The organism is Streptococcus suis (genome assembly GCF_002964575.1).
Lineage (GTDB): Bacteria > Bacillota > Bacilli > Lactobacillales > Streptococcaceae > Streptococcus > Streptococcus suis_R.
Window position 1 is genome coordinate 32,183 of record NZ_POQQ01000047.1, and the last position, 24,292, is coordinate 56,474.

Annotated in this window: 17 protein-coding genes; 13 read left to right on the forward strand and 4 right to left on the reverse strand. The window is 41.3% G+C overall.

Features of this window, described 5'->3' with window-relative positions; translation table 11 throughout:
- Positions 1-91: 91 nt before the first annotated feature.
- Entirely contained in the window at positions 92-3,358 is a 3,267-nt protein-coding gene (gene rexB, locus C1E58_RS06210; protein WP_105209744.1) for an ATP-dependent nuclease subunit B, read from the forward strand.
- On the forward strand, positions 3,358-7,011 hold the full coding sequence (addA, locus tag C1E58_RS06215; protein ID WP_161951284.1) for a helicase-exonuclease AddAB subunit AddA: 3,654 nt from the start codon (positions 3,358-3,360) through the stop codon (positions 7,009-7,011). Before rexB ends, addA begins: the two co-directional genes overlap by 1 nt.
- 10 nt (positions 7,012-7,021) lie before the next feature.
- Here addA and plsY read toward each other — a convergent pair whose 3' ends face one another.
- On the reverse strand, positions 7,022-7,666 hold the full coding sequence (gene plsY / locus C1E58_RS06220; RefSeq protein ID WP_105209746.1) for a glycerol-3-phosphate 1-O-acyltransferase PlsY: 645 nt from the start codon (positions 7,664-7,666) through the stop codon (positions 7,022-7,024).
- Positions 7,667-7,807: 141 nt separating this feature from the next.
- On the opposite strand from plsY, the gene parE reads away from it, so the two are divergent.
- The 8 genes from parE (at position 7,808) to C1E58_RS06260 (ending at position 17,463) form a co-directional block, all read left to right on the forward strand.
- Entirely contained in the window at positions 7,808-9,757 is a 1,950-nt protein-coding gene (parE, locus tag C1E58_RS06225; RefSeq protein ID WP_024377843.1) for a DNA topoisomerase IV subunit B, read from the forward strand.
- A gap of 23 nt (positions 9,758-9,780) precedes the next feature.
- Positions 9,781-10,383, forward strand: a complete 603-nt coding sequence (gene fic, locus C1E58_RS06230) for a protein adenylyltransferase Fic (RefSeq protein WP_105209747.1) — start codon at positions 9,781-9,783, stop codon at positions 10,381-10,383.
- A gap of 32 nt (positions 10,384-10,415) precedes the next feature.
- A complete protein-coding gene (locus C1E58_RS06235; protein WP_105209748.1) occupies positions 10,416-10,919 on the forward strand; it encodes a YkvA family protein in 504 nt (167 codons plus the stop codon).
- 40 nt (positions 10,920-10,959) lie between these two features.
- Positions 10,960-13,413, forward strand: a complete 2,454-nt coding sequence (gene parC / locus C1E58_RS06240; protein WP_105209749.1) for a DNA topoisomerase IV subunit A — start codon at positions 10,960-10,962, stop codon at positions 13,411-13,413.
- Positions 13,414-13,485: 72 nt separating this feature from the next.
- Positions 13,486-14,406, forward strand: coding sequence for a hypothetical protein (locus C1E58_RS06245; RefSeq protein WP_105209750.1), 921 nt, complete (start codon positions 13,486-13,488; stop codon positions 14,404-14,406).
- Between the two features lie 340 nt (positions 14,407-14,746).
- On the forward strand, positions 14,747-15,769 hold the full coding sequence (locus C1E58_RS06250; protein ID WP_105209751.1) for a branched-chain amino acid aminotransferase: 1,023 nt from the start codon (positions 14,747-14,749) through the stop codon (positions 15,767-15,769).
- Positions 15,770-15,948: 179 nt separating this feature from the next.
- Positions 15,949-16,686, forward strand: a complete 738-nt coding sequence (locus C1E58_RS06255; RefSeq protein WP_105209752.1) for a YveK family protein — start codon at positions 15,949-15,951, stop codon at positions 16,684-16,686.
- A 21-nt stretch (positions 16,687-16,707) separates the two neighbouring features.
- Positions 16,708-17,463 (forward strand): CpsD/CapB family tyrosine-protein kinase, encoded by a 756-nt coding sequence (locus tag C1E58_RS06260; protein WP_105209753.1) that lies wholly within the window; start codon positions 16,708-16,710, stop codon positions 17,461-17,463.
- 53 nt (positions 17,464-17,516) lie between these two features.
- Here C1E58_RS06260 and C1E58_RS06265 read toward each other — a convergent pair whose 3' ends face one another.
- Positions 17,517-18,455: a glycosyltransferase family 2 protein gene (locus C1E58_RS06265; RefSeq protein ID WP_161951285.1), complete on the reverse strand. Its 939-nt coding sequence runs from the start codon at positions 18,453-18,455 to the stop codon at positions 17,517-17,519.
- A 232-nt stretch (positions 18,456-18,687) separates the two neighbouring features.
- Here C1E58_RS06265 and C1E58_RS06270 point away from each other — a divergent pair, with 232 nt between their 5' ends.
- Positions 18,688-19,881, forward strand: coding sequence for a DUF5963 family protein (locus C1E58_RS06270; RefSeq protein ID WP_153055825.1), 1,194 nt, complete (start codon positions 18,688-18,690; stop codon positions 19,879-19,881).
- 57 nt (positions 19,882-19,938) lie between these two features.
- Here the strand turns inward: C1E58_RS06270 and C1E58_RS06275 are convergent, their stop codons facing one another.
- Both C1E58_RS06275 and C1E58_RS06280 read right to left on the reverse strand, forming a co-directional pair.
- The gene (locus C1E58_RS06275; protein WP_153055826.1) at positions 19,939-21,414 is read right to left on the reverse strand and encodes a lipopolysaccharide biosynthesis protein; all 1,476 of its coding nucleotides are present in this window, start codon (positions 21,412-21,414) and stop codon (positions 19,939-19,941) included.
- A 104-nt stretch (positions 21,415-21,518) separates the two neighbouring features.
- Positions 21,519-22,421 (reverse strand): glycosyltransferase family 2 protein, encoded by a 903-nt coding sequence (locus tag C1E58_RS06280; protein ID WP_105209757.1) that lies wholly within the window; start codon positions 22,419-22,421, stop codon positions 21,519-21,521.
- A 166-nt stretch (positions 22,422-22,587) separates the two neighbouring features.
- Here C1E58_RS06280 and C1E58_RS06285 point away from each other — a divergent pair, with 166 nt between their 5' ends.
- Together C1E58_RS06285 and C1E58_RS06290 are read left to right on the forward strand one after the other, a co-directional pair.
- Positions 22,588-23,361 carry a glycosyltransferase family 2 protein gene (locus tag C1E58_RS06285; protein ID WP_202862934.1) on the forward strand — a complete coding sequence of 258 codons (774 nt, stop codon included), beginning with the start codon at positions 22,588-22,590 and terminating at the stop codon, positions 23,359-23,361.
- Positions 23,362-23,367: 6 nt separating this feature from the next.
- Entirely contained in the window at positions 23,368-24,159 is a 792-nt protein-coding gene (locus C1E58_RS06290) for a glycosyltransferase family 2 protein (protein ID WP_105209758.1), read from the forward strand.
- Positions 24,160-24,292: the final 133 nt, after the last annotated feature.

Here is a 24,292-nt window from a genome sequence, read left to right on the forward strand (position 1 = left end):
CATGACTGGCAGATTCTATTTTTTGGTCAGATATTTACCAAATTTTGATATACTATACATAGTATACCCATGGAAAGTGTGAAATGTTGATATGAAATTATTCTTTACAGAAATACGTAATCCACTGACACAGTATTTGACAGAACAGGCAGCAACATTTGCCAAGCAGGGAAAACGTGTTTTTTATATTGCTCCAAACTCCCTGTCCTTTGAGATGGAACGCAAGGTCTTGGAATACCTGCCTGAACAGGCAACTTTTGATATTATAGTGACCCGTTTTGGGCAATTGGCCCGCTATTTGATGATTGATAGGAAAGAAGCTGGTCAACCGTTGGATGATGTTGGTCTGGCCATGATTTTCTTTCGTGTTCTATCGCAATTTGAAGATGGCGACTTGAAAGTCTATGGTCGTTTACAGACAGATTTTGGTTTCATTAACCAGCTAGTTGCTTTATACAAAGAATTGCAACGGGCAAATATGTCTATTTTGGACTTGGAAGCCATGGAGTCACCAGATAAGCAGGCTGATTTGGTAAAGATTTTCCTATCTGTGACTGAAATTTTGTCCAGAGAAGGCTTTGAGCATCAGTCTAAGTTAGCCCAGCTGACTAGCTTGGTGGAAACTGGTCAGTTGGATGAGCAGTTGAAGAACATTGTGCTGGTGGTAGACGGATTTTCTCGTTTTTCGGCAGAAGAAGAAGCTTTAGTAAGTGCTTTAAATGAACGGGTGTCGGAAATCCTGATTGGTGTATATGCCAGCAAGAAAGCTGTAAATGCGACCTATATTGAAGGAAATGTTTATCAAGCTAATGTTGACTTTTTGCGACAGTTATCAGCCCAATTCCAGACAAAGATTTCATATATTGGTCAAGAACCGGTATTGGACAGTATCGGTAAATTTTCAAAGAATATGGAAGCCTATTATGACTACAGCGAGACCATGCTTGACTTGACTCCAGCAGACCAAGAAAAAATCCAGCTATGGGAAGTCGTCAACCAAAAAGAAGAAGTGGAGCAGGTTGCGACTGCGATTCGTCAGCATGTGCATCAAGGGGCTCGCTATAAAGACATCTTGTTGCTCTTGGGGGATGTGGATAGCTACAAGTTGCAGATTGGCAAGATTTTTGACAAATATGATATTCCCTACTATTTTGGTAAGGCAGAGGAGATGAGCCATCATCCCCTAGTCCACTTTGTGGAGTCCTTGGAGCGTTTGCGTCGCTATCGTTTCCGAGCGGAAGACCTGCTCAATCTCCTCAAATCTGGTTTGTACGCCAGCATTTCCCAAAAGGAGCTGGACCTATTTGAGTCTTACATCCTCTTTGCGGATATGAAGGGGCAGGCTGCTTTTTCGAGGACTTTTTCGGTCAATGGCAGAGCGGACTATGATGCTGAAGTCATTAAGGAGAAAAGGCTTGTCTATGATTTGGCTGTCTTGGAACCCCTACGTGTTAAGATTATGGAACCTTTGAACCAGCTGTTTAAGGCTGTACCACAATCTGGAACTGCCTTGCTTGAGAAATTTATGGTCTTTTTGGAGGCAATTGAGCTTCCTAAAAATATGGAAAAAATGTCTCGAAATTTGAGCGAAGTAGAGCAAGAAAAAGAAGAGCAGGTCTGGAAAAGTTTTACCCATATTCTAGAGAATTTTCATCAGATTTTCGGAAAAGAAAAGTTGAAAATGGATGATTTTCTGGCTATTTTACAGGCTGGAATGCAGGCCAGCCACTATCGTACCGTTCCTGCAACAGTTGATGTGGTCAATGTCAAATCCTATGATTTGATCGAGCCGCACACTGCTAAGTATGTTTATGCTATCGGAATGGGCCAGTCCAATTTTCCAAAAGTTGCCAAGAATACCAGTCTATTGACAGAAGAAGAGATGGAAAAAGTCAATCTTGTCTCAGCTAGTTCTTCACGTTTCGATTTGGTCAGCCGTGAAAATATCAAGAAGAACCATGCTGCCATGATGTCTCTGCTGAATGCTGCGACGGAACAGTTAGTCATTTCAAGTCCTCAGATTTATAACGAGGGTGAAGATAGTCTGTCACCATACATTAAGATTTTGAAGGAAATGGGACTGAAATCCGAAGAACGTGGAAGGATGAAAACACTTAGTCCGCAAGACATCGGTCACTACAAGAGTCTCTTATCCCGTTTGATTGAGTCGGAAAGACCCTCTCTTGAACATGAAGAATGGGAAGGGCAGACGGCCTTCTGGACAGTCTTGGTTCGCCATTTGAAGAAGAAATTGGAATCGCAATGCATTGAAATTCCGACCATTACTGGCGAAATAACTTCGAAACAGCTTGCAGCTGATACCTTGGCTGCTTTATATCCAGAGGATAAGCCGCTCCATCTTTCTGCATCCAGCTTGACCAATTTCTACAACAACCAATATCTTTACTTTGTACGCAATGTTCTGCGATTGCGGGAACAGGAATCCATCCATCCGACGGCCTTTCAGCATGGTTTGTTCTTGCATCGGATTTTTGAACGAGTGGTCATGGATCAATCTGAGTTGGATTTTGATCAAAAAGTGGACAAGGCCATCCTGCGTACACGTGACGAGGCAGAATTTGCTATGTTTTATAACCAAGATGCAGATGCTCGCTATACGGAGGAGGTGCTGGATAAGATTGCTCGCTCCAGTGCGACTATTTTGCGGGATAATGATTTGGTTGAAATTGATGGTCAGGAAAAGAGTTTCCGTCAGGATAAGGCGCTAGTTTTTGACCTTCAAAATGGCAAGAGTGTGCATGTAAATGGTACCATTGACCGCTTGGATACCTTACAAATCAATCAGGCTGTTGGTGTTGTGGATTACAAGTCCAGCGACCAATCTTTTTCAGTTGGTGATTTTTACAATGGTCTAAAACCTCAGTTGGTGACCTACTTGGCAGCCTTACAAGAGCTGGATGAAACCAAGGATAAACCTGTTTTTGGGGCTATGTATTTGCATTTGCAGGATCCGATTATCAAATTAAAAGACACGAAGAATTTAGAACAGCTAGAAGGAGCTGCCAATACTAGCTTGGTTTACAAGGGGCTTTTCTTGAAGGAGGAAAGTCTGGGGCTCAATCATTTTTATCAGACTCGTAACCAACTCTACACGGAAGATGAGTTTGCGGTTTTATTGAACCACAACCAAGAACTCTACAAACAAGCTGCCATGGACATTCTGGCTGGTCGCTTTGCTATTAACCCTTATACCAAAGATGGGCGTTCGGTGGCAGGTGAGCAGCTGAAGGCAATCACTGGTTTTGAGGCGGATCGGCACATGGGCATGGCACGGCGGTTGGTCAAAGAGGCTAAGCGTCAAGATTGGATGAAACGAATGAAAGGAGGTCAGGACTAATGGCTTTTGAACAATTTTTAAGCGCGGAAGAAATCAAGGCTGTGCAGCTGGCGGAAGCCCATTCTGATAAGCAACAAAAACGCACACCTGAGCAGATTGAAGCCATCTACACGCACGGTCAGAATGTTCTGGTCTCTGCATCGGCTGGGTCAGGAAAGACTTTCGTTATGGTTCAACGTATTTTGGATAAGTTGAAGCGTGGTGTGGGAATCGACCAGCTCTTTATCTCGACCTTTACAGTCAAGGCGGCTGGTGAATTGAAGGAGCGGATTGAGAAAAATCTCAATGAAACCATTGCGGAGACGACGGATATGGACTTGCGTCGGCATTTGTCTGCCCAGTTGGCAGATTTGACTAAGGCGGATATTGGGACCATGGACTCCTTTACGCAGAAATTGGTGACCACCTATGGTTATAGCCTTGGAATTTCTCCTCAGTTTCGGATTTTACAGGATGAGACAGAAAAAGCAAGTCTAAAAAAAGAGGTTTTTGACCAGCTCTTTGCAGATTGTCTTGAAGAGGATGAAAATGGTGCATTCCGCAAACTGGTTCGCAATTTTTCGGGCAACCGTAAGGATAATAGTGGTTTCCGTCAGGTTGTTTATCAGGTGCATGATTTTAGCCAATCGACGAGCAGTCCAACTAAATGGCTGAAAGAGCAGGCTGTTCAAGCTGATTTGTACAGTCAAGAGCGTATAGAGCAGATCTTAGAGCAAGGCTTTAAGGAAAAAGTGTTAGATAAGCTCTATCAAGCAGCAGATTTCTTCCGCTACCATGTGGAATGGGGCAGAAATGACTTTGGTTCCGCCAAGTATTTTGCAAATGTGGAAGAAGTTTTGGATTTGTTGACAGGTTTAAATAGTCTGGACCAGAAGGACTTGATGGAACGGGTTGAAAAAGTCCTTCTTATCAACGACCAGTCCAGAGGAAAAGGCCTGACCAATGCCAATCGACCAAAAGATGAGCATTTGATAGCCTTTAAAGAAGAATACAATGCTGGCAAGAGCCAGCTTATCTCAGGACTACGAGATTTGGGGCAGGAAGTTTATGAATTGACCCTGCTGAAAGATTATCAGGTTCAAGCTGTGCCCTTGCTGATATTATTACGTGACTTTGTCTTGGATTTTTCACAGGCTTATCTGGATGTCAAAATCAAGGAAGCAGCTTTTGAATTTGGCGATATTGGGCATTTCGCTATTCGTATTTTAGAAGAAAATGTGGACATTCGCCAGTTTTTCCAAGAAAAATACCACGAAGTCATGGTGGACGAGTACCAGGATAACAACCATAGCCAAGAGCGAATGCTGGACCTGCTGTCTAACGGTCACAACCGCTTTATGGTAGGCGACATTAAGCAGTCCATCTATCGATTCCGTCAGGCGGATCCAATGATTTTCCAAGAGAAATTTGAACTGTATCAGGCAAATCCTCAGGCTGGGAAATTGATTTTGCTCAAGGAAAATTTCCGTAGTCAGATTGAGGTCTTGGAGGCAACAAATGCTATTTTCACGCGCCTGATGGACCGTCAAGTAGGAGAAATCAAGTATGACGACACCCACAGTTTAGTTGCTGGTAGTCCTAGTCAAAAAATTGCCCAGCCCAAGCATGAGATGGAATACTTGATTTACGACCAGCAGGAGAGCGCAAACTCTTCAACGGATGCTGAGGAAGAAACACCCCTGACTGCTGGTGAAATTGAGGTCGTTGCAAAAGAGATTATTCGTCTTCACAATGAAGAAGGTGCAGATTTCAAGGATATCACTCTCTTGGTACAAAAGCGGACGCACAATGACCTCATTATGTCCATTTTTGAAAAACATGGGATTCCAATTGTGGCAGATGGTGGAGCAGCCTCCTATCTGCAATCGTTAGAAGTCATGATTATGCTGGATACCTTGCGGGTTATCAATAATCCACTCAATGACTATGCCTTGGTTGCCCTGCTTAAATCACCTATGTTCCGATTTGATGAGGATGAACTGACACGGATTTCCTTGCAGGCTGGGACAGGTTTCTTTTACCAGAAAATGGAAATAGCCCAGCAAACAAATGGGCAACATCCTGAACTTATGTCAGGAGACTTGAAGAAGAAAATCAAGGATTTCTTATCTATTTTGGAAAACTGGCGTGCTTTTGCCAAAATGCATTCTATTTATGACCTGATTTGGAAGATTTTCAATGAAAAATTCTACTATGACTATGTCGGTGCTCTTCCAAATGGCAGCAAGCGTCAGGCCAATCTATATGCACTAGGTCTGCGTGCCAACCAGTTTGAAAAAACAGGCTACAAGGGCTTGTCCCGCTTCATCACCATGATTGACCGTGCCTTAGCAAATGACAAGGACTTGGCAGACGTACAAGAATTTTTGCCGCAAAATGCTGTACAACTTATGACCATCCACAAGTCAAAAGGTTTGGAGTTCAAGTATGTCTTCCTCATGAACATCGATAAGCGATTCAACTTGGAAGACCATTACCAGTCAGTCATCATCAGCCGGAAAAATGGTCTAGGTATCCAATATTTAGCGGATATGAAAGATAAGGTAAATAGCCCATTACCTCAGGTGCGAGTCTTAATGAACACCCTTCCTTATCAAAATAATCTCCAAGAGCTAAAAATTGCCAATCTTTCAGAACAAATGCGGTTGCTTTATGTTGCACTAACGCGTGCCGAGAAGAAGCTGTATCTGGTTGGAAAGGGTAATGCTGACAAGTTAGCTGAAAAATATGATGGTAAGAAAGAAGATGGCGTACTTGCCCAATCAACTCGTGAAAGCATGGCGACCTTCCAAGACTGGATTCTAGCCATTGATGAGGCCTTTTCAGGAGAAGACTTGCGCTTCAAGAAAGTCTTTGTAACGGACGAGGATTTGACAGAGGAGAAGATTGGTAAACTGAAATTGAAGAATAAGCTAGAAGACGCCAGCCTTAAAGATATTCGTCAATCAGAAGACATCGCCCAGGCCTTGGACCAGTTGTCCTCTGTCCAAGAGTTGAACGAAGGCTATAAGGCTGCCATTGAATTGCCAAGTTTACGGACTCCAAGTCAGATCAAGAAACTTTATGAGCCTGTCTTGGAACAAGAAGGCATGGAAGTTATGGAAAAATACCAGCCAAAACGGACCTTCAACTTGCCAGATTTCTCCAAGAAACCAAAAATTACTGGAGCCCAAGTCGGTTCAGCAGTCCATGAACTCATGCAACGTTTGGACTTGTCTTGGTTGGTAACAGAAGATACGGTAAGAGAAGCTCTAGAAGCTGTTCATGCAGATCAGGCTGTTAAGGACAGGATTGATATTCAAAAGATTTTAGATTTTTTTGATACAGATTTAGGAGGAGAAATTCTTGCCAATACGGACAAACTCCACCGAGAAGCACCTTTTGCCAGCCTACAAAGGGATCCACAATCACAGGAAGATTTTGTCCTTCGCGGGATTATCGATGGCTACCTACTCTATGGTGATCATATTGTCCTTTTTGATTACAAGACAGACAAATATGACCAACCAAGCCGACTCAGCCAACGTTACCAAGCTCAAATGCAACTCTATGCCGAGGCATTGAAAAAAGCCTACAAGATAGAGCGTGTAGACTGTCATTTGATTTTGCTTGGTGGGGAGAGGATTGAAGTGGTCGAAGTCAACATAAATTAAAAGCGAGTGGTTAAACTCGCTTTTTCTGTTTGGTTAGATTGAGGCCGAATGGAACTAAATTTTCTTCTTTTTTCAAAATCCGTTGGATATTTTCCTTGTGTCGAACGATGACAAAGAGCCCCAAAAAGATGATGATAATGGTAAAGAGCCAGTCGTAGCTAGGTAGGATAAATTTTAGTGCTGGAAATAGCAGAGCTCCTAAGATGGCTAAGGCTGCTGCCAAAACACTAGAGAAGGATACCATGGATGTCAAGTAGAGGGAGCTGGCAAAGATTAGAATGAGATAGAGGCAGAAAGCAGGTGCAACACCCAACAACATACCAGCAGATGTGGCAACAGCCTTACCGCCCTTGAACTGGGCAAAGATGGGGAAAGTATGTCCTAAGACAGCCATCAATCCAAAGACAATCGGAGAAATTCCTTGGGCATGAAAGATGACGGGAAGCAAGGCTGCCAAGGTTCCTTTAAGGAAATCAATGACAAATACAATCGTACCAGCCTTTGGACCTAAAATACGGAATGTGTTGGTTGTTCCAGTATTTCCCGAACCATGCTCACGAATGTTGATATTGAAAAAAGTTTGACCTATCCAAAGTCCTGACGGGATAGATCCCAACAAATATGCAATAAATAGTAAAATAAGATTGACTAACATGCTTCCATTATAGCACAATTTCTTTTGAATTCTCCTCAAATGCGTTTTCTTAGCTGTTCCAGCCGAAAGTTAGCAGAAAAATTTTGCAAAAATGCTGAAAAACTTGTAATATAGTAAGGATGACAAGTATGGAGGTCAGTTTTGACTAAGAAAGAGATTAACATAAATAACTATAATGACGATGCCATTCAGGTACTGGAAGGGCTGGATGCCGTTCGCAAACGCCCTGGTATGTACATCGGCTCAACAGACGGAAATGGCTTGCACCACATGGTCTGGGAGATTGTCGACAACGCTGTCGATGAAGCCCTGTCTGGTTTCGGTGATCGGATTGACGTGACCATTAACAAGGACGGCAGTCTCTCTGTGTCTGACCGTGGACGTGGGATGCCTGTCGGTATGCACGCTACAGGCAAGCCAACCGTCGAAGTCATCTTCACCGTTCTCCACGCAGGTGGTAAGTTCGGTCAAGGTGGCTACAAGACTTCAGGTGGTCTCCACGGGGTTGGTTCTTCGGTGGTCAATGCCCTGTCCAGCTGGTTGGAAGTGGAAATTACCCGTGATGGTGCTGTTTACAAGCAACGGTTTGAGCAGGGCGGAAAGCCAGTCACGACCTTAGAGAAGATTGGTACTGCACCAAAATCAAAAACAGGTACAAAGGTTACCTTTATGCCTGATGATACCATCTTCTCGACGACGGATTTCAAGTTCAACACCATCGCCGAACGCCTGAAAGAATCAGCCTTCTTGCTCAAGCAAGTCACCATGACCCTGACAGATGAGCGGACGGGTGAGCAGGAGGAGTACCACTACGAAAATGGCGTTCAGGACTTTGTATCCTACCTCAACGAAGACAAGGAAACTCTGACACCAGTCCTCTATTTTGAAGGAGAAGATGCAGGTTTCCAGGTCCAAGTTGCCATGCAGTACAACGATGGTTATTCAGATAACATCCTGTCCTTTGTCAACAACGTTCGGACCAAGGACGGCGGTACCCACGAAACAGGTCTTAAACTAGCCATTACCAAGGCCATGAACGACTATGCTCGTAAGACCAACTTGCTCAAGGAAAAGGACAAGAACTTGGAAGGCTCTGACTACCGTGAAGGTTTGTCTGCTGTCCTTTCTATCCTTGTACCAGAAGAGCATTTGCAGTTTGAAGGACAGACCAAGGACAAGCTGGGAAGCCCACTTGCTCGTCCTGTGGTGGACGGCATTGTGTCGGACAAGCTAACCTTCTTCCTTTTGGAAAATGGGGAATTAGCTTCAAATCTAGTTCGTAAAGCCATCAAGGCGCGTGACGCCCGCGAGGCTGCGCGTAAGGCGCGTGACGAATCCCGAAACGGTAAGAAAAATAAGAAGGACAAGGGCCTCCTATCAGGAAAATTAACCCCAGCCCAGTCTAAAAATCCAGCCAAAAACGAACTTTATCTGGTCGAGGGAGATTCAGCCGGAGGCTCTGCCAAACAGGGCCGTGACCGCAAATTCCAAGCCATTCTACCCTTGCGAGGCAAGGTGATCAACACTGCTAAGGCAAAAATGGCGGACATTCTCAAAAACGAAGAAATCAACACCATGATTTACACCATTGGTGCAGGTGTTGGCTCAGACTTTACACTGGAAGATGTCAACTATGACAAGATTATTATCATGACCGATGCGGATACGGACGGTGCCCACATTCAGACCCTCTTGCTGACTTTCTTCTACCGTTATATGCGACCATTGGTAGAAGCAGGTCGAGTTTACATCGCCCTTCCACCCCTCTACAAGATGTCAAAAGGCAAGGGCAAGACAGAAAAGATTGCTTATGCTTGGTCTGACGGGGAATTAGAAGATCTCCGTAAGGATTTTGGCAAGGGCTTTATCCTCCAACGCTACAAGGGTCTAGGTGAGATGAATGCCGATCAGCTCTGGGAAACAACTATGAACCCTGAAACCCGTACTCTTATCCGTGTCACCATTGAAGACCTGGCCCGTGCTGAACGCCGTGTATCCGTCCTCATGGGCGACAAGGTCGAACCACGCCGCAAGTGGATTGAGGACAATGTGAAGTTTACCTTGGAAGAAGCGACAGCTTTTACCAAATAATCTCAGGGAAGTTGAGGGGCCATATGGTTTTAGAAAATAAATTGGGGATTGAAAATGTGGCTGAATTAGCCCGTCTTGAAGAACAAATTAGCAAGAAAAAAGCAGCTCAACTGTTCGAAACTGGCCAGTTATTCCAGATAGAAGTTGGGACTTTTGCAGGTTTGGCACACATTCATCAGGCTTTATTTGAGGATATTTACGACTTTGCAGGGAAAATTCGTGATGTCAACATTGCCAAGGATAATTTTCAATTCGCTCCACGAATCTTTCTTGAGCAGTCTTTGGCCTATATTGACAAGCTACCTCATGAAACCTTTGACGAAATTGTTGAAAAATATGCGGATATGAACATTGTACATCCATTCCGAGAAGGAAATGGACGCAGTATGCGTATCTGGTTGGATTGTATGTTTCGAGCTAGTTTGGGCAAGGTCATTGATTGGAATAACATTGATAAAGACGAGTATTTCAATGCCATGATTAGAAGTCATGTATCAACAGGAGAACTCAAATACTTATTGCTACATTCTTTGACTGACGATCTTGGTCAGGCCACTTATTTCAAGGGTATTGACCATTCTTATTACTATGAAGGATACAATCTTTATCGCACTGCGGATTTGTAACTCTAGTACAGACAAACTATGTGAGGTGTTTTATGCCACTAAGAGTAAAATTAACTGACCGTTTTCAAAAACAGCTGACTGAATGGGCTCGAAAGCGCAAGCAATTTAAAAACAAACAAGAATTAGAAGAAAAGTTTGACCAGGCGCTTGAAACTTGGAAATCGTCCAAGACTAGAGACCGGGCAGAAGCCTTGTTGTCTGATCAAGGGAAATTGGAACATTTTCTACAAGATATCGAGAAGAAATTGGCGCGACTTCCATTTGGCGGGGACAAGTTTTCAGCCATTCCGGGGATGATTTCCATGGTTAGAAGCTATGTCAAGCGAGAATATACGACCTTACCAAAAGGAGCTATTTTAGCTACAATTGGTGCCTTAATCTACTTTTTCAGCCCACTAGATGCTCTGCCTGATTTCCTATTCGGACCAGGTTTGCTGGATGATGCCTTTGTCCTTAATGCCTGCCTCAAATTGGTTAAGTCTGATGTAGATGAGTATAGGATCTGGCAGGCAAGTCAGAGGAAGATGGAAGAGTAGCTCTGCTATTTTACATAAAAGAAAATAAAAGAAGAAAACTATGAGCAACATTCAAAACATGTCCCTTGAGGACATCATGGGAGAGCGTTTTGGTCGCTACTCCAAATACATTATTCAGGAACGGGCCTTGCCGGACATTCGGGATGGTCTGAAACCTGTTCAGCGCCGTATCCTCTACTCTATGAATAAGGACGGCAATACCTTTGACAAGGGCTACCGCAAGTCTGCCAAGTCAGTCGGGAATATCATGGGGAATTTCCACCCACACGGTGATTACTCTATTTATGATGCCATGGTTCGTATGTCTCAGGACTGGAAAAATCGTGAGATTTTGGTCGAGATGCACGGAAATAATGGTTCAATGGACGGTGATCCACCGGCTGCCATGCGTTATACCGAGGCTCGTTTGTCTGAGGTGGCTGGCTATCTGCTAGCTGACATCGAGAAAAAGACTGTGCCATTTGCCTGGAACTTTGACGATACGGAAAAAGAACCCACTGTGCTACCAGCTGCCTTCCCTAATCTCTTGGTCAATGGAGCGACAGGAATTTCAGCTGGGTATGCGACTGACATCCCGCCACATAATCTGGCGGAGGTCATCGATGCCGTTGTCTACATGATTGATCATCCGACAGCTAAATTAGAAAAGTTGATGGAGTTCTTGCCTGGACCAGACTTCCCAACAGGTGCCATTATCCAAGGGGCTGATGAAATCAAGAAAGCCTATGAAACTGGTAAAGGCCGTGTCGTTGTTCGTAGCCGTTGTGAAATCGAGCAGCTCAAGGCTGGTAAGAAACAGATTGTCATTACTGAGATTCCTTACGAGGTCAACAAGGCTGTTCTGGTAAAAAAGATTGACGATGTCCGTGTCAACAACAAGGTGCCTGGTATTGCCGAGGTGCGTGATGAGTCAGACCGGACAGGTCTGCGGATTGCCATTGAGCTGAAAAAAGACAGCGATGAGCAGACCATTCTCAACTACCTTTACAAATATACCGACCTGCAAATCAATTACAACTTCAACATGGTGGCTATTGACAACTTCACACCGCGTCAGGTCGGCTTGCAGAAGATTCTGTCCAGCTACATCGCCCACCGCCGTGAGATTATCATTGCCCGGTCTAAGTTTGACAAGGAAAAGGCAGAAAAACGTCTCCATATCGTAGAAGGTTTGATTCGTGTTATTTCTATTTTGGACGAGGTTATTGCCCTTATCCGTGCTTCTGAGAACAAGGCTGACGCCAAGGAAAACTTGAAAATTAGCTATGATTTCAGTGAGGAACAGGCTGAGGCTATCGTAACCTTGCAACTTTACCGCTTGACAAACACCGATATTGTGACCTTGGAGAATGAAGAAGCAGCTCTACGTGAGCAGATTCAAACCTTGGCAGCTATTATCGGCGATGAGCGGACCATGTTCAATCTCATGAAGAAGGAACTGCGTGAGGTCAAGAAGCAATTTGGCAATCCTCGTTTGAGTGAATTGCAGGATCAGGCAGAAACGATTGAGATTGACACCGCCAGCTTGATTGTCGAAGAAGAAACTTTTGTCAGCGTGACCAAGGCAGGTTACATCAAACGGACAAGTCCGCGTTCTTTCAATGCCTCAACGTTGGAAGAAATGGGCAAGCGGGACGATGACCAGCTGATTTTCTTGCAGAATGCCAAGACAACCCAGCACCTATTGCTCTTTACCAATCTTGGAAATGTCATCTACCGACCTGTCCATGAGTTGACAGATATTCGTTGGAAGGATATTGGTGAACACCTGAGCCAGACTCTCATGAACTTTGACACCAATGAAGAGATTATCTTCGCTGAATTGGTAGAGAATTTTGAAGAGGGAACTTATTTCGCGGTGACCAAATACGGTCAAATCAAGCGTGTGGTGCGGAAGGAGTTCACGCCATGGCGGACTTATAAGTCTAAGTCAACCAAGTATGCCAAACTTAAAGATGCAGAGGATTTGGTTATTACCATATCGCCTGTAGTCTTGGATGACATCATGCTCATGACAGAAAAGGGCTACGCTCTGCGATTTAACATCGAAGAAGTGCCAATCATCGGTGCCAAGGCGGCCGGTGTCAAGGCGGTCAACCTCAAGGATGGGGATGTGGTGGCTGCGGCCTTTATCAGCAACACCAGCTCCGTCTATCTCCTGACTCAGCGTGGTAGTTTGAAGCGGATGGCGACGGAGGAAATCCCTGTGACCAGTCGTGCCAAGCGTGGTTTGCAGGTTCTGCGAGAGCTCAAGGCTAAGCCTCACCGTGTCTTTGCGGCGGGTCCAGTCTTGACGGATCAGGGTGATTTTGACCTCTTTAGCACGGCAAATGAAGATGAAACGACTAGCCAAGTTCTTCATGTCCAGTCCAAAACTGGTAAACTCTATGATGTTGATGTAACTCAGCTCAACCTGTCCGAACGCACTAGCAACGGCAGTTTTATTTCAGACACCATTTCTGATGAGGAAGTGTTGGCTGCTTGGATAAAATAAATAAGGTGAAAGATTGTCTTTAGACAGTCTTTTTTGTTATACTGATATGGAATATATGAGGAGAAGAATAGAATGAAAAAAATCCGTAAATACCTGATAATAATTATCTTTTGTTGTATGCTCCCTAGTTTGTCTGCTTGTGCATCTCCAGAGAGTATGTTGGAGTTTTTAGCTGGAAAAGAGCGTTCAGTTTCCGAGGAAGGAATCTATATTGACGCTTTTGAATCGTTTTTCCATGCTAAACCTTCTTTACAAATATATGAACATATTCCGGCAGGATTACTACAAGGAACTTCGATGACCAGCTATGAGGTTGTCATTGGCGAAGAATTAGCTAAAAATCCTATTTTTGATGTTGGAGAGGCTTCTTGGACGCCGGAAAGTACCATTGATTTACCAGACCCATATGCTCACGATGGAGTAGCCTTCGAAAATGCCCGCAAATTTGTGTTTGATGATGTGATTTCACATCCTTTATGGCGTATTGGAGCTGAAGTTTTCAATAATGAGTGGATCCAGACTAATTTGGTGAAAGAACCCTATAAGATTATCTCGGTAGATAATGAGACAATAAGGAAAGAGGATCTAAATATATGGCCCTTTGTAACACTTGACTTGGATTCCTTTGATAACACAGCATACCAATATGTATCTAGAATACATGAGTTAGTGACTCTTGAACTAGATAAAGAATCAGGTTATTTGACTTATAAAATTGATGAAAAAGACAGAGAAGAGCTGGTAAACATTTTTAGAAAACTTTTTTCAGAGGGATATGTCGGAAAACAGGACGAAGAAAACAGTATCTTTAATCAAATAGGTCTTGTGATTGATACTGAATTCACATCGGAAGAATTGGAGAATGGTACAAATAATGCAGATATAGTCGGTCGATTTGTCAATTTAGATGTCCTTCCTGAAGGAATGATTCTCTATTTGTATGACAGTCATTTTAATCTAATTACCTATGGATTGGATGATACTGAGCAATAATAATCTATAAACCAAGATTTAATACTAACGCACTAGCAACGGCAGTTTTATTTCAGACACCATTTCTGATGAGGAAGTGTTTAGGGCTTGGATTGATTAGGTATTTAGAATGAAAAAGAGATTCCTTATTTTGTTCACTATCCTAGTACTGATAGTCCTTACCATGAAAGTCTTTCCTACCTTTGAGGAATGGCTTCACCGGCTGATTGGTTGGTACTAATCTTATTGAAATGAACCCGCTCCGGCGGGTTTTTTCTAATGTTGCAAAATATTCTGAATTTTTCTTGTAAATCACTTTCAAAAGTAGTAAAATAATAAAAAATACCTTTGGAGAAACTATATGTCAGTAAACATCGACTGGGAAAACCTTGGTTTTGCCTATATGAAACTACCTTACCGCTTCATCGCTCATTTCAAAAACGGTCAGTGGTCAGAAGGGCAATTGACCGAAGATGCAGAACTTCACATTTCAGAAAGCTCACCAGCCCTCCACTACGGACAACAGGCCTTTGAAGGCCTCAAGGCCTATCGCACCAAGGATGGAAAGCTTCAGCTCTTTCGTCCAGACCAAAACGCTGAGCGCCTGCAACGCACAGCTGACCGCTTGCTCATGGAGCCTGTTCCGACGGAGCTCTTCATCAAGGCTTGTAAAGAAGTAGTGAGAGCCAACGCAGACTACGTCCCTCCCTATGGAACTGGTGGCACCCTCTATCTTCGCCCTCTCCTAATCGGCGTTGGCGACATCATCGGTGTGAAACCTGCGGAAGAGTACATTTTCACTGTTTTTGCCATGCCAGTTGGCAACTACTTCAAAGGCGGATTAGCTCCGACCAACTTCCTCATCCAAGACAAGTACGACCGTGCAGCACCTAACGGAACTGGGGCAGCCAAGGTTGGCGGTAACTATGCAGCGTCGCTCTTACCGGGCCAATATGCCAAAAAGCAGGGCTTCTCAGACGTGATTTACCTGGACCCAGCTACCCACACCAAGATTGAAGAAGTCGGCTCAGCAAACTTTTTTGGGATTACCACCAATAACGAGTTTGTCACACCGATTTCACCGTCAATCTTGCCCTCTATAACCAAGTATTCTCTCTTGTATCTAGCAGAGCATCGTCTGGGGATGAAGGCAGTGGAGCGAGAAGTCCTTGTCGAAGAATTAGACCAGTTTGTCGAAGCAGGAGCCTGCGGAACGGCAGCAGTGATTTCGCCAATTGGTGGTGTCCAAATCGCAGACAAACTCCATGTTTTCCATAGCGAAACAGAAGTAGGTCCAGTGACCCGTAAACTCTATGAAGAATTAACAGGCATCCAGTTTGGTGATATTGAAGCACCAGCAGGATGGATTGTTGAAGTGGAATAAAATTTTCTCCTATTCAGTTAGAACTGGGTAGGAATTTTTTTGAAAGTTGACCGCATGGTATTAGACTAATGAGTAAAATTTTTTGATATTAGAGAGCTCTTGACCACTAATTAGAAATAAATTTGTTATAATGGAATGACTTAAAATATTTTTTCTACACTTAGAAAGGTAAAAGATGTATGAATAAGAAATCAGAAGACATTCTGAATGTTTTTGATTTGATTAAGCTATTTAAAAAGAATGCACTTATGATTGTCATTTGTGCCCTATTTGGTGGTCTTCTTATGGGCTTGTATGCAAATTTTGCAGTGAAACCGCAGTATGATTCCAGTGCTCAACTCTTAGTTGCGCAGGATCCGATTGATCCGGGGAGTGGCAATACCTACGTTCAGGCTGCAAACTCTATCCGAACGAATTTGGAGATGATTCCTACCTATCGTGACATTCTTTTTGGGGTGCCCGTTCTTGGTAAGGTTTCAGAAACCTTTGACGGAAAGTATTCTGTTAATGAAATAAAGTCACGTTTAAGTTTTGTTCAAACAGAGGATTCTCAGGCATTTGTTGTTAAACTCAGGATGGATGATGCAAAGGAAGCGCAAGCTGTTCTTGAAGAAATCACAACAGTATTTAGTCAAACCTTGCAGGATATTTATAGCGAGGGATTCGGTAAGGTAGTGGTTCTCTCACCTGCCTCTTACAATGGAAATAAGGTATCGCCGAATATCGTTAAAAATATCATTTCAGGTGTGTTAGCAGGTGTATTCCTTTCATTTGGATTTATTCTTTCTAGAAATCTTTTCGATCGAACAGTAAAAAATGATGCCTTGTTACAAGATAATAATCTGACACTCTTGACTGAATTATACGATATGACTTCAAAAGAGATTAGTAACGCAAAATATCAATCTAATTTGTAATACTAGAAAGTGAGTCTTCGAATGTTTTTTGGAAGAAAAAAGAAACAAAAAGAATTAAATAAGCAACAATTGCAAGGGTCTCCGCTTTATTCAGCAACTCAGCCAACTAGTTTGAATGCAGAGCAGATTAGGGTTCTTCGGACCAACTTAGAGTATGCACAGTTGAACGGTAAAATTAAATCTATCGGAGTGACCTCCTCCATACCTGGCGAAGGGAAATCAACTGTATCTGCCAATTTAGCACATAGCCTTGCTGCAACTGGCAAAAGAGTCTTGATAGTAGATGCAGATTTGCGGAAACCTACTGTTCATCGAACTTTTAATGTATCCAATATGCGTGGTTTGACTGATTTAGTCATTGATCATGATGAAAACTATACCAAGTTTTTACACTATCTTGAAGATTTGGATTTATATGTTTTACCCTCTGGTCCCATTCCACCGAACCCATCAGAGCTGTTGCAATCAGAAAATATGACTAACTTGATGATATCATTCGCTAATGATTTTGATTTTATCATCTACGATTTGCCACCTGTCACTAGTGTGACAGATGCCCAGATTATTTCTAGAAAAGTAGATGGAATGATTTTAGTTGTGCGTCAAGGCTATGTATTAAAGACTGAGCTAGAAAAGAGTTTAAGAAATTTAAAGAATGTTGAAGCAAAATTGCTAGGCTATGTGATGAATGATGTACCTAAGGAACAGAAAGAATCCTACTACTATATTTATGGTAGCGGAACTGATTTTTCTAATCAGTCCAATGATGTTGAATAACAGTTTATTACACATAAAAAGAGTTGAGTGTGAAACTCAGCTCTTTTGACAAATTATTTACTTAAAATAGAGGTTAGAAAGCGCCCAATGGCATAGCTTGTTGGTAATACATAGACCTTAATCAAATAGCGATGAAGAGGTAATTCCTTCTTATAAAGGGTTTCCAGATAGGAATTTTTTGTATAATGTAGATTACGAAGTTCTTTCTTGGCAGTTTGATAGGCTAGCTTATCGTTTGCTTTTACTGCATTAGCTATCATTTGTAGCAAATCTTCAATCATTTTAAATGTAAAATAATCTTTATAGGAAGGATTTCTTTCGCCCATAATGCGATTGTTTTCCATGGATTTCCAATTGTTTTGAGGATTTGGGGTGGTGCTAAGAGAGCCTTCTCTAGATCGATAGATATACAGTTTTTCTGGAACAGTAGTGATATGGCGTGCATGGACCATCAGCTCGAAGTAAATACCTTCGCCCATTCCTTCTAAAAATCGGAATTGAATTCTATCAATCAATTCCCTAGAAACTATCCTTGCAGTTGGTTGGGTATTGTGGAAGATATCCTTGAGTTCTGCTTTACCATAAATTGCCTTATACCAAACAGATTTTTCCCTACCGTCAGAGGAGAAGGTGCCAGTGTCGCATAAAACAAGGTCTGCCTGGGCCTTGATTGCTTGTGTATAGAGTTTTTCAAACATATCCTCCTTGACAAAGTCGTCCGAGTCCACAAATGCTATATATTCTCCTGTGGCTAGATCGATTCCTTTATTCCTTGCTTCACCAACACCAGTATTTACAGCTGACTCAACAAGGGTAATACGTTGGTCTTTATCAGCATAGTTTTTTAGTATTGCCAATGATTGATCGGTAGAGCAGTCATCAATCAAAATCAATTCGATATCGCTTAAGGTTTGTTTTAGAATGGATTCAATACATTGACCAATGTATTGTTCAGTATTATAAACTGGAATAATAATAGATACTTTTGGCAAAACTTTCCTCCTCTCTTTTTTCTCATTATACCATATCGCGAAAAATAGTTTTATTTTTTAATGGACTGTTTCCAATATTTTCATTTTTTTAAACGAGATGGTATAATACTGTGTTAGAAATTTTTAGCCGAAAAGCAAGTGCGTAGTATTGTAGTTTTTTCCAGAAAGGATAGCGATGAAATGAAAAAGTTTTTTAGATATCAATCAAGAATGTCAGGGACGGTAGGTTTGTATGGACAACACACTATTTAATAAATGGGGAATATATTTTTTCTATTTTTCGATGGCTATTTATCCTATCAGTATGATTTTGAACCTTTTTTTTCAAAGCATAAACTTTGACTTGTTAGCAGGTAGAAGTATCTATTTGGGTTACGGTTTAGTTTATCTCTTTGCAATTATCGTACTTGTTAAATTTGGTTTTTCACTGAAAAGATTAGTGGCACTGTATTGCATATATATTTTATATTTTATTTTGTATTTGACCAGTCCTCAATCAGTTAAGTCGGTGTATACTAGTACAGTCATGATGATGATTTACGTCTATTACCTACCCTATTCAGTGCTTATTTTAACTAGAATAAGTGATTTTCGTCAGCTATTCTCTAGTAAATTGATTGAATACACGAATTATGTTATCATAGTCAGCTCATTTATTGCCAAGTATTTCTTTCAAAATCAGACCAATTATATGACCTTTTCTTATCAGCTGTTACCAATTTGGATGCTATTTACCTTTAGTTTCATTCGCCGACCGACACTGCTTAAGGCGGGAGTTGCCCTAGTTATGTTGCTAGAGGGAGTTATATATGGTGCTCGCGGCCCATTGATCTGGTTGGTTATCGGAGCAGTGGTCTATTTCATCTTTCTGGCGTTTGAAAACAAGTTCATCAGCAACCTATCCTTGAAGAAATTATCGCAAATCGTTCTATGGCTGGGGCTTTTCATTGGGATTTTTTCTATAGCTAGAAAATCATTACCTGCACTCAACATTGAAAATTCTTATATTTTAAATCGTTTGGAACAAGGAAGCATCGGAGTGAGTACAGGTAGGAATGAGATGATTGACATAGCCATCAACTATTTAAAACAGATGGGTGGTGAAATCAATGGTTTGTTTTTCGACCGTACCCTCATGCCGGATAATATTTACGTTCATAATTTTATATTAGAAACCTATCTATCATTTGGTTGGTTTATAGGGACCATGATACTGGTTTCATTGGTTTATTTCATAGGAAAAACGTTTCTGTACTCTAATAATACCAATAGAAAAGTAATTATCTTTGCTATTTCAGCCTTCTTCTTAAAATATTTTTTAACCGGAAGTATGTATGAAGGAGATAGTTTTATCATTATGATGGCCCTTGTTTGTGCTATCTATAGTCAAGCAAAACAAGAAAGAAAAATGTCTGATATTGACTAATCAGAAAAACTCTATTGTCCTAAGCTATTGGTAGCTACGGAGCAATAGAGTTTTTGATTACTTGATCATTGAGAGAATATTTTTTTGAAGTATGAAGCGATTGAGGAGATAGGAAATTCCGCTAGTAAGGATGACACTACATAGACCAAACAGTCCCCAGCTCATAAAATTAGTAATCCATCTTGTCAATGGAAGGAAAATCAGACAGGATGTCGATACAGTTAGCATATCAACCAATAGTTGCCATTTCAGATGGTGTAACTGTGCCTGTAGAATATGACGATAACAGTACCAAATATAGTAAAATAGGCTAAATAATAGTGATATACTTGTTCCGATAGCTACCCCAATGAGCTGCCAATGAAAGACTAGGCCAATAGAGATGGCTAGATTAAGAAAGGCTTCAGAATAGGTTCCAACTTGTGTTTCCTTAAAACTTCCTGCTGAAAAAACCAGTGTACGATAAGGCAAGCGCAGGGCGTAGATAAAGATAGCCAAGGTCATCAGATAACCAAACAAGGGCTGGTTATAATTCGCATCCGTTATGCGTTGGGTATATAGGATGACAAATGGCGTAATCAATTGGAAGGTAGTGCTTAACAAAATTGTGGCAGCGGTGTGGATGGTCCATTCAATTTTCTTAAACTGTTCATGTAAAACTGTTTTATCTCCTAGATGGAGTGCTCGTCCCAAGAATGGTCGCAGACCGCTGGTTGCTGCGTTTAAGAAAGTCTTTATCCCCTGGAAAACCGTATTATAGACAGCATAGACAGAGACCTGAGAAAGACTGGCGAAGAGTGAGAGGATGACCACATCTGTACTTTCTTGGATGGTATAGGCAATATGTTGACCAATACCATACCACTGTTGTTGGATTTTGTAGTCTTTATCAATATTCTTCTTGGAAATTTTGTAGTGCTTGTGGACATAGAAACTAATGCAGATGGGTGGAAGTATGAACACAAGAGAAGAAATGAATTTTACTAGGTAAATACTTTGCCCACTGTTAATTAAGAAAATAGAAAGGGCTAAGTTAATGATATTTGCCGTTCCTTGCAATATTTCCTTGATATAAGCTCGTTGGTCGGAACCTAAAATGATTTGACTGGTAATGCCTACAAAGAATTGCAGAAGGTGGGAGAGGGATAGTATCAAAGTTAACCCTATAATTTGAATACTAGAAACATCGCCAGTTAAGGTTTGAGGTAGGATTAAGCACAAGCAACCAATATAGACCAACAAGGCCAGACCAATCCGGTTGAAAAAAACTTTAGATTTATAGTAAATGGTTGATAATTGGTTAAAGTCCCCATCTAAAATTGGTTTATATAAACTCGCTTGAATAACAGTAGCCATTCCAAGATCGAGGAGACTGATTAAGTTGAGGTATTGGGAAATACTTGACATCAATCCGTTAATTTCTGAACCATAGGCAGTGATAAATAATCTTGGTAATATAAGACTGCAAATGATGGAGATACATTTATTGAGTAAGGAAATTAGTCCATTGAGTTTTAGTGATTTTGTATTCATAGAGCTTGCAACTTTCTAACAAAGGACAAATATTGTAATTACGTTTTTTTGATAAAGGGAACGGATTTTGATAAAATAATTCTGAGACTAATCTTTGATTAGTCTTATTTGGAAATAAAACTTTGTTTCACTTGTAATAGTTTTTTTAGTGCAGAATAGCCAAAGAGGGAGCTGGCCCAATACAGAAATGGGACAAATCTAGGTTTGATTTGAAGCGATTGCCATAACTGTTGACGAGTTTCTTTTATCTGGCCTAGTTTGAAGTAGCGCATAGCAAGATAATACTCCTGATAGGCCAGCAAGTCCTTTTCTGGAAGCGCCTGTAATGTTTGGTTGATGGCGCGTGCTTTTTGGGATACAATTTGGTAACCCTGAATGACCTTGGTAGAGTTTTTGGAAATACTGTCTTCTTGCACCTCATAGGCAACCAAATCTTCTGCCAGTTTGTAGCCCTGACTGACTTGGAGGAGTTTTAGGAACAAGTCCCAGTCTTGACAACTAAGTAGATTACTATCTAATCCACCGACCTGTTGAAATAGCTCCTTCCTTACCATTAGGGTAGAGAAGCCACCTAGGTTATTTTGCTTAATTGTTTCTTTTAGTGGAATAATTCCTTCTGGAAGGGTGTGGACCGCTTTTGCGCCGAAACCAGTCACAACAAAACCAACTTCCGGTCGGTCTTGTAAAATACGAACTTGTTTTTCAAGTTTTGTTGGTAGAAAATAATCATCAGAATCAAGGAAGGCGAGGTATTCTCCTTTAGCCTGTTCTACCCCTAAACTTCGACAAGCATTGGCGCCACTATTTTCTTTTACAACAAAGAGTGAAAGATTGTCCTGTTGCTTTTGTAAGTCTTGAATGATCGAAACAGATTGGTCAGTTGATTGATCGTCAACAACGATGATTTCTACATGTGAATAATGTTGTTGATTGACGCTTTCAATAGCTCTTTGGATTAAATGTTGGCGATTAAAGTTCGGAATAATGACTGAGATAAGTGGTTTCATGAAAATATCCTTCTAAGTTTCTATACATAATATTACAACAGGATAGACTTTTTTTCAAATCTCGTCAATTGGTTTGATTGATTTTTCAGGACGTGCGTGAATGTTTTAAAAGACTAGATTGAAATATGAATTTGAAAGTTAATTATTGATAAAGGATACATAATATATGATGAACCAAGTACATGACACTCCAATGGTTAGTGTCATTATTCCAGTTTATAATGCCTCGCAGTTTATTGAAGAAACCATTCAGTCTGTCCTTAAACAGACTTATCAGCATTTTGAAATCATCCTTGTAGATGATGTTTCAACGGACGCATCGGTATCTATCATTAGAAAAATGATGGTGACAGATAAGCGCATTTCCTTGCTTGAGAACGATGTCAATACCGGCGTTGCTATTGCACGAAATAGGGGTGTTGCGGCTTCGACAGGTCGATTTATTTGTTTCTTAGATGCCGATGATCTTTGGACTCCGACGAAACTGGAAAAGCAGGTGGCCTTTGCCTTGAACAATGGCTATGCCTTCACTTTTACTTCTTACCAATTTGCTGATGAGAGCGGGATAGCCCTAAAGGCACCTCTCCATGTACCAAGCAAAATTTCTTATCAACAAGCGCTTGGCAATCATACGATTTTTACATCTACGGTCATGCTAGATCTCAATCAACTTACTAAGAAAGATATTGAAATGCCCGATGTTCGTAGAGGACAAGATACTGCTACCTGGTGGAAAATCCTGAAGGTGACAGACTACGCCTATAGTATCGATGAGCCGCTCTCGATATATAGAAGAACATCGGCATCTTTGTCAGCTAATAAGTTTGCCGCCGTAAAACGTACCTGGAATTTATTTAGAAATGTAGAAGGTCTGTCTTTGTGGCAAACCATCCCTCCATTTTGTAGCTATGCCATAAATGCCATAAAAAGAAGATTATAAGGAGAAATGATGGTTGTACTCGTCGCAACATTAAATACAAAAAATGTCCCTAAACTGATTGAAGAAATGAATTTGAAAGCAGTAGATGCCATCGTGATCAACCAATCAAGTACAGGTAGAGCAGGGACAATCATCGAGCAGAACGGTCAAGCAACCATTGTCCATAGTGAGCGACTTGGTTTGAGTGCTAGTCGTAATGAAGCTATATCTTATGCTCAGAGTGAGGATATTTGTCAGATTGCTGATGATGATATGATTTTTGTTGACAATTATAAGGAAATTGTTGAGAATGCCTACAAGGAATTTTCAGAAGCAGACGTAATTGTTTTTTATGTTGATCTTGAAAATCATGCTATCGCAAGAAGTAGTATTCCAAAAGGTAGAATGCACTATCTTAATGCCATGCGCACCTCATCCGTTCAAATCAGTTTTAAAAAGTCCAGCTTAGAGAGAGTAGGACTTAAATTTGATGAACGATTTGGCATAGGAGCAAAATATGGTTCGGGTGAAGAGAATATTCTCTTGTTTGACGCACTGAGAAAGGGATTAAAGCTTTATAGCTATCCCATAAAGATAGCTTCCTTACGAGAAAGAGAATCTCACTGGGACAGGTCACACACTCCTGAAAACTGTCGCAAACGCGGCGCTATATATAAGCGGATGACAAACTATTGGTATTGGATATTGTTTATCCAATTTGCTATTCGTAAGCGAAAGCAAATGTTACCTGAAATTTCCTTATTTGATAATATCCGCTATATGTTTCAAGGAGCTAGAGAATTTTCTAGGTTGAAATAACTATTTTTTAAGAAAATCGTTTTCATAAATCATTTTTTTGTTAATTTTAAGAAAACTGTGTAAAATAAAGTTTATTGATTTTTTCGCACGTTTTAGCAATGTGCAAAAATAAAAATGGGGGGGGGGTAATGAT

Bases quoted from the DNA above. Each gene is read 5' to 3' on its own strand.
- C1E58_RS06290 (WP_105209758.1), top strand. From the start codon at position 23,368: ATGATGGTTGTACTCGTCGCAACATTAAATACAAAAAATGTCCCTAAA.
- parC (WP_105209749.1), top strand. From the start codon at position 10,960: ATGAGCAACATTCAAAACATGTCCCTTGAGGACATCATGGGAGAGCGT.
- rexB (WP_105209744.1), top strand. From the start codon at position 92: ATGAAATTATTCTTTACAGAAATACGTAATCCACTGACACAGTATTTG.
- fic (WP_105209747.1), top strand. From the start codon at position 9,781: ATGGTTTTAGAAAATAAATTGGGGATTGAAAATGTGGCTGAATTAGCC.
- C1E58_RS06275 (WP_153055826.1), bottom strand. From the start codon at position 21,414: ATGAATACAAAATCACTAAAACTCAATGGACTAATTTCCTTACTCAAT.
- C1E58_RS06250 (WP_105209751.1), top strand. From the start codon at position 14,747: ATGTCAGTAAACATCGACTGGGAAAACCTTGGTTTTGCCTATATGAAA.
- C1E58_RS06280 (WP_105209757.1), bottom strand. From the start codon at position 22,421: ATGAAACCACTTATCTCAGTCATTATTCCGAACTTTAATCGCCAACAT.
- C1E58_RS06285 (WP_202862934.1), top strand. From the start codon at position 22,588: ATGATGAACCAAGTACATGACACTCCAATGGTTAGTGTCATTATTCCA.
- C1E58_RS06235 (WP_105209748.1), top strand. From the start codon at position 10,416: ATGCCACTAAGAGTAAAATTAACTGACCGTTTTCAAAAACAGCTGACT.
- C1E58_RS06245 (WP_105209750.1), top strand. From the start codon at position 13,486: ATGAAAAAAATCCGTAAATACCTGATAATAATTATCTTTTGTTGTATG.
- C1E58_RS06270 (WP_153055825.1), top strand. From the start codon at position 18,688: ATGGACAACACACTATTTAATAAATGGGGAATATATTTTTTCTATTTT.
- plsY (WP_105209746.1), bottom strand. From the start codon at position 7,666: ATGTTAGTCAATCTTATTTTACTATTTATTGCATATTTGTTGGGATCT.
- C1E58_RS06255 (WP_105209752.1), top strand. From the start codon at position 15,949: ATGAATAAGAAATCAGAAGACATTCTGAATGTTTTTGATTTGATTAAG.
- C1E58_RS06260 (WP_105209753.1), top strand. From the start codon at position 16,708: ATGTTTTTTGGAAGAAAAAAGAAACAAAAAGAATTAAATAAGCAACAA.
- addA (WP_161951284.1), top strand. From the start codon at position 3,358: ATGGCTTTTGAACAATTTTTAAGCGCGGAAGAAATCAAGGCTGTGCAG.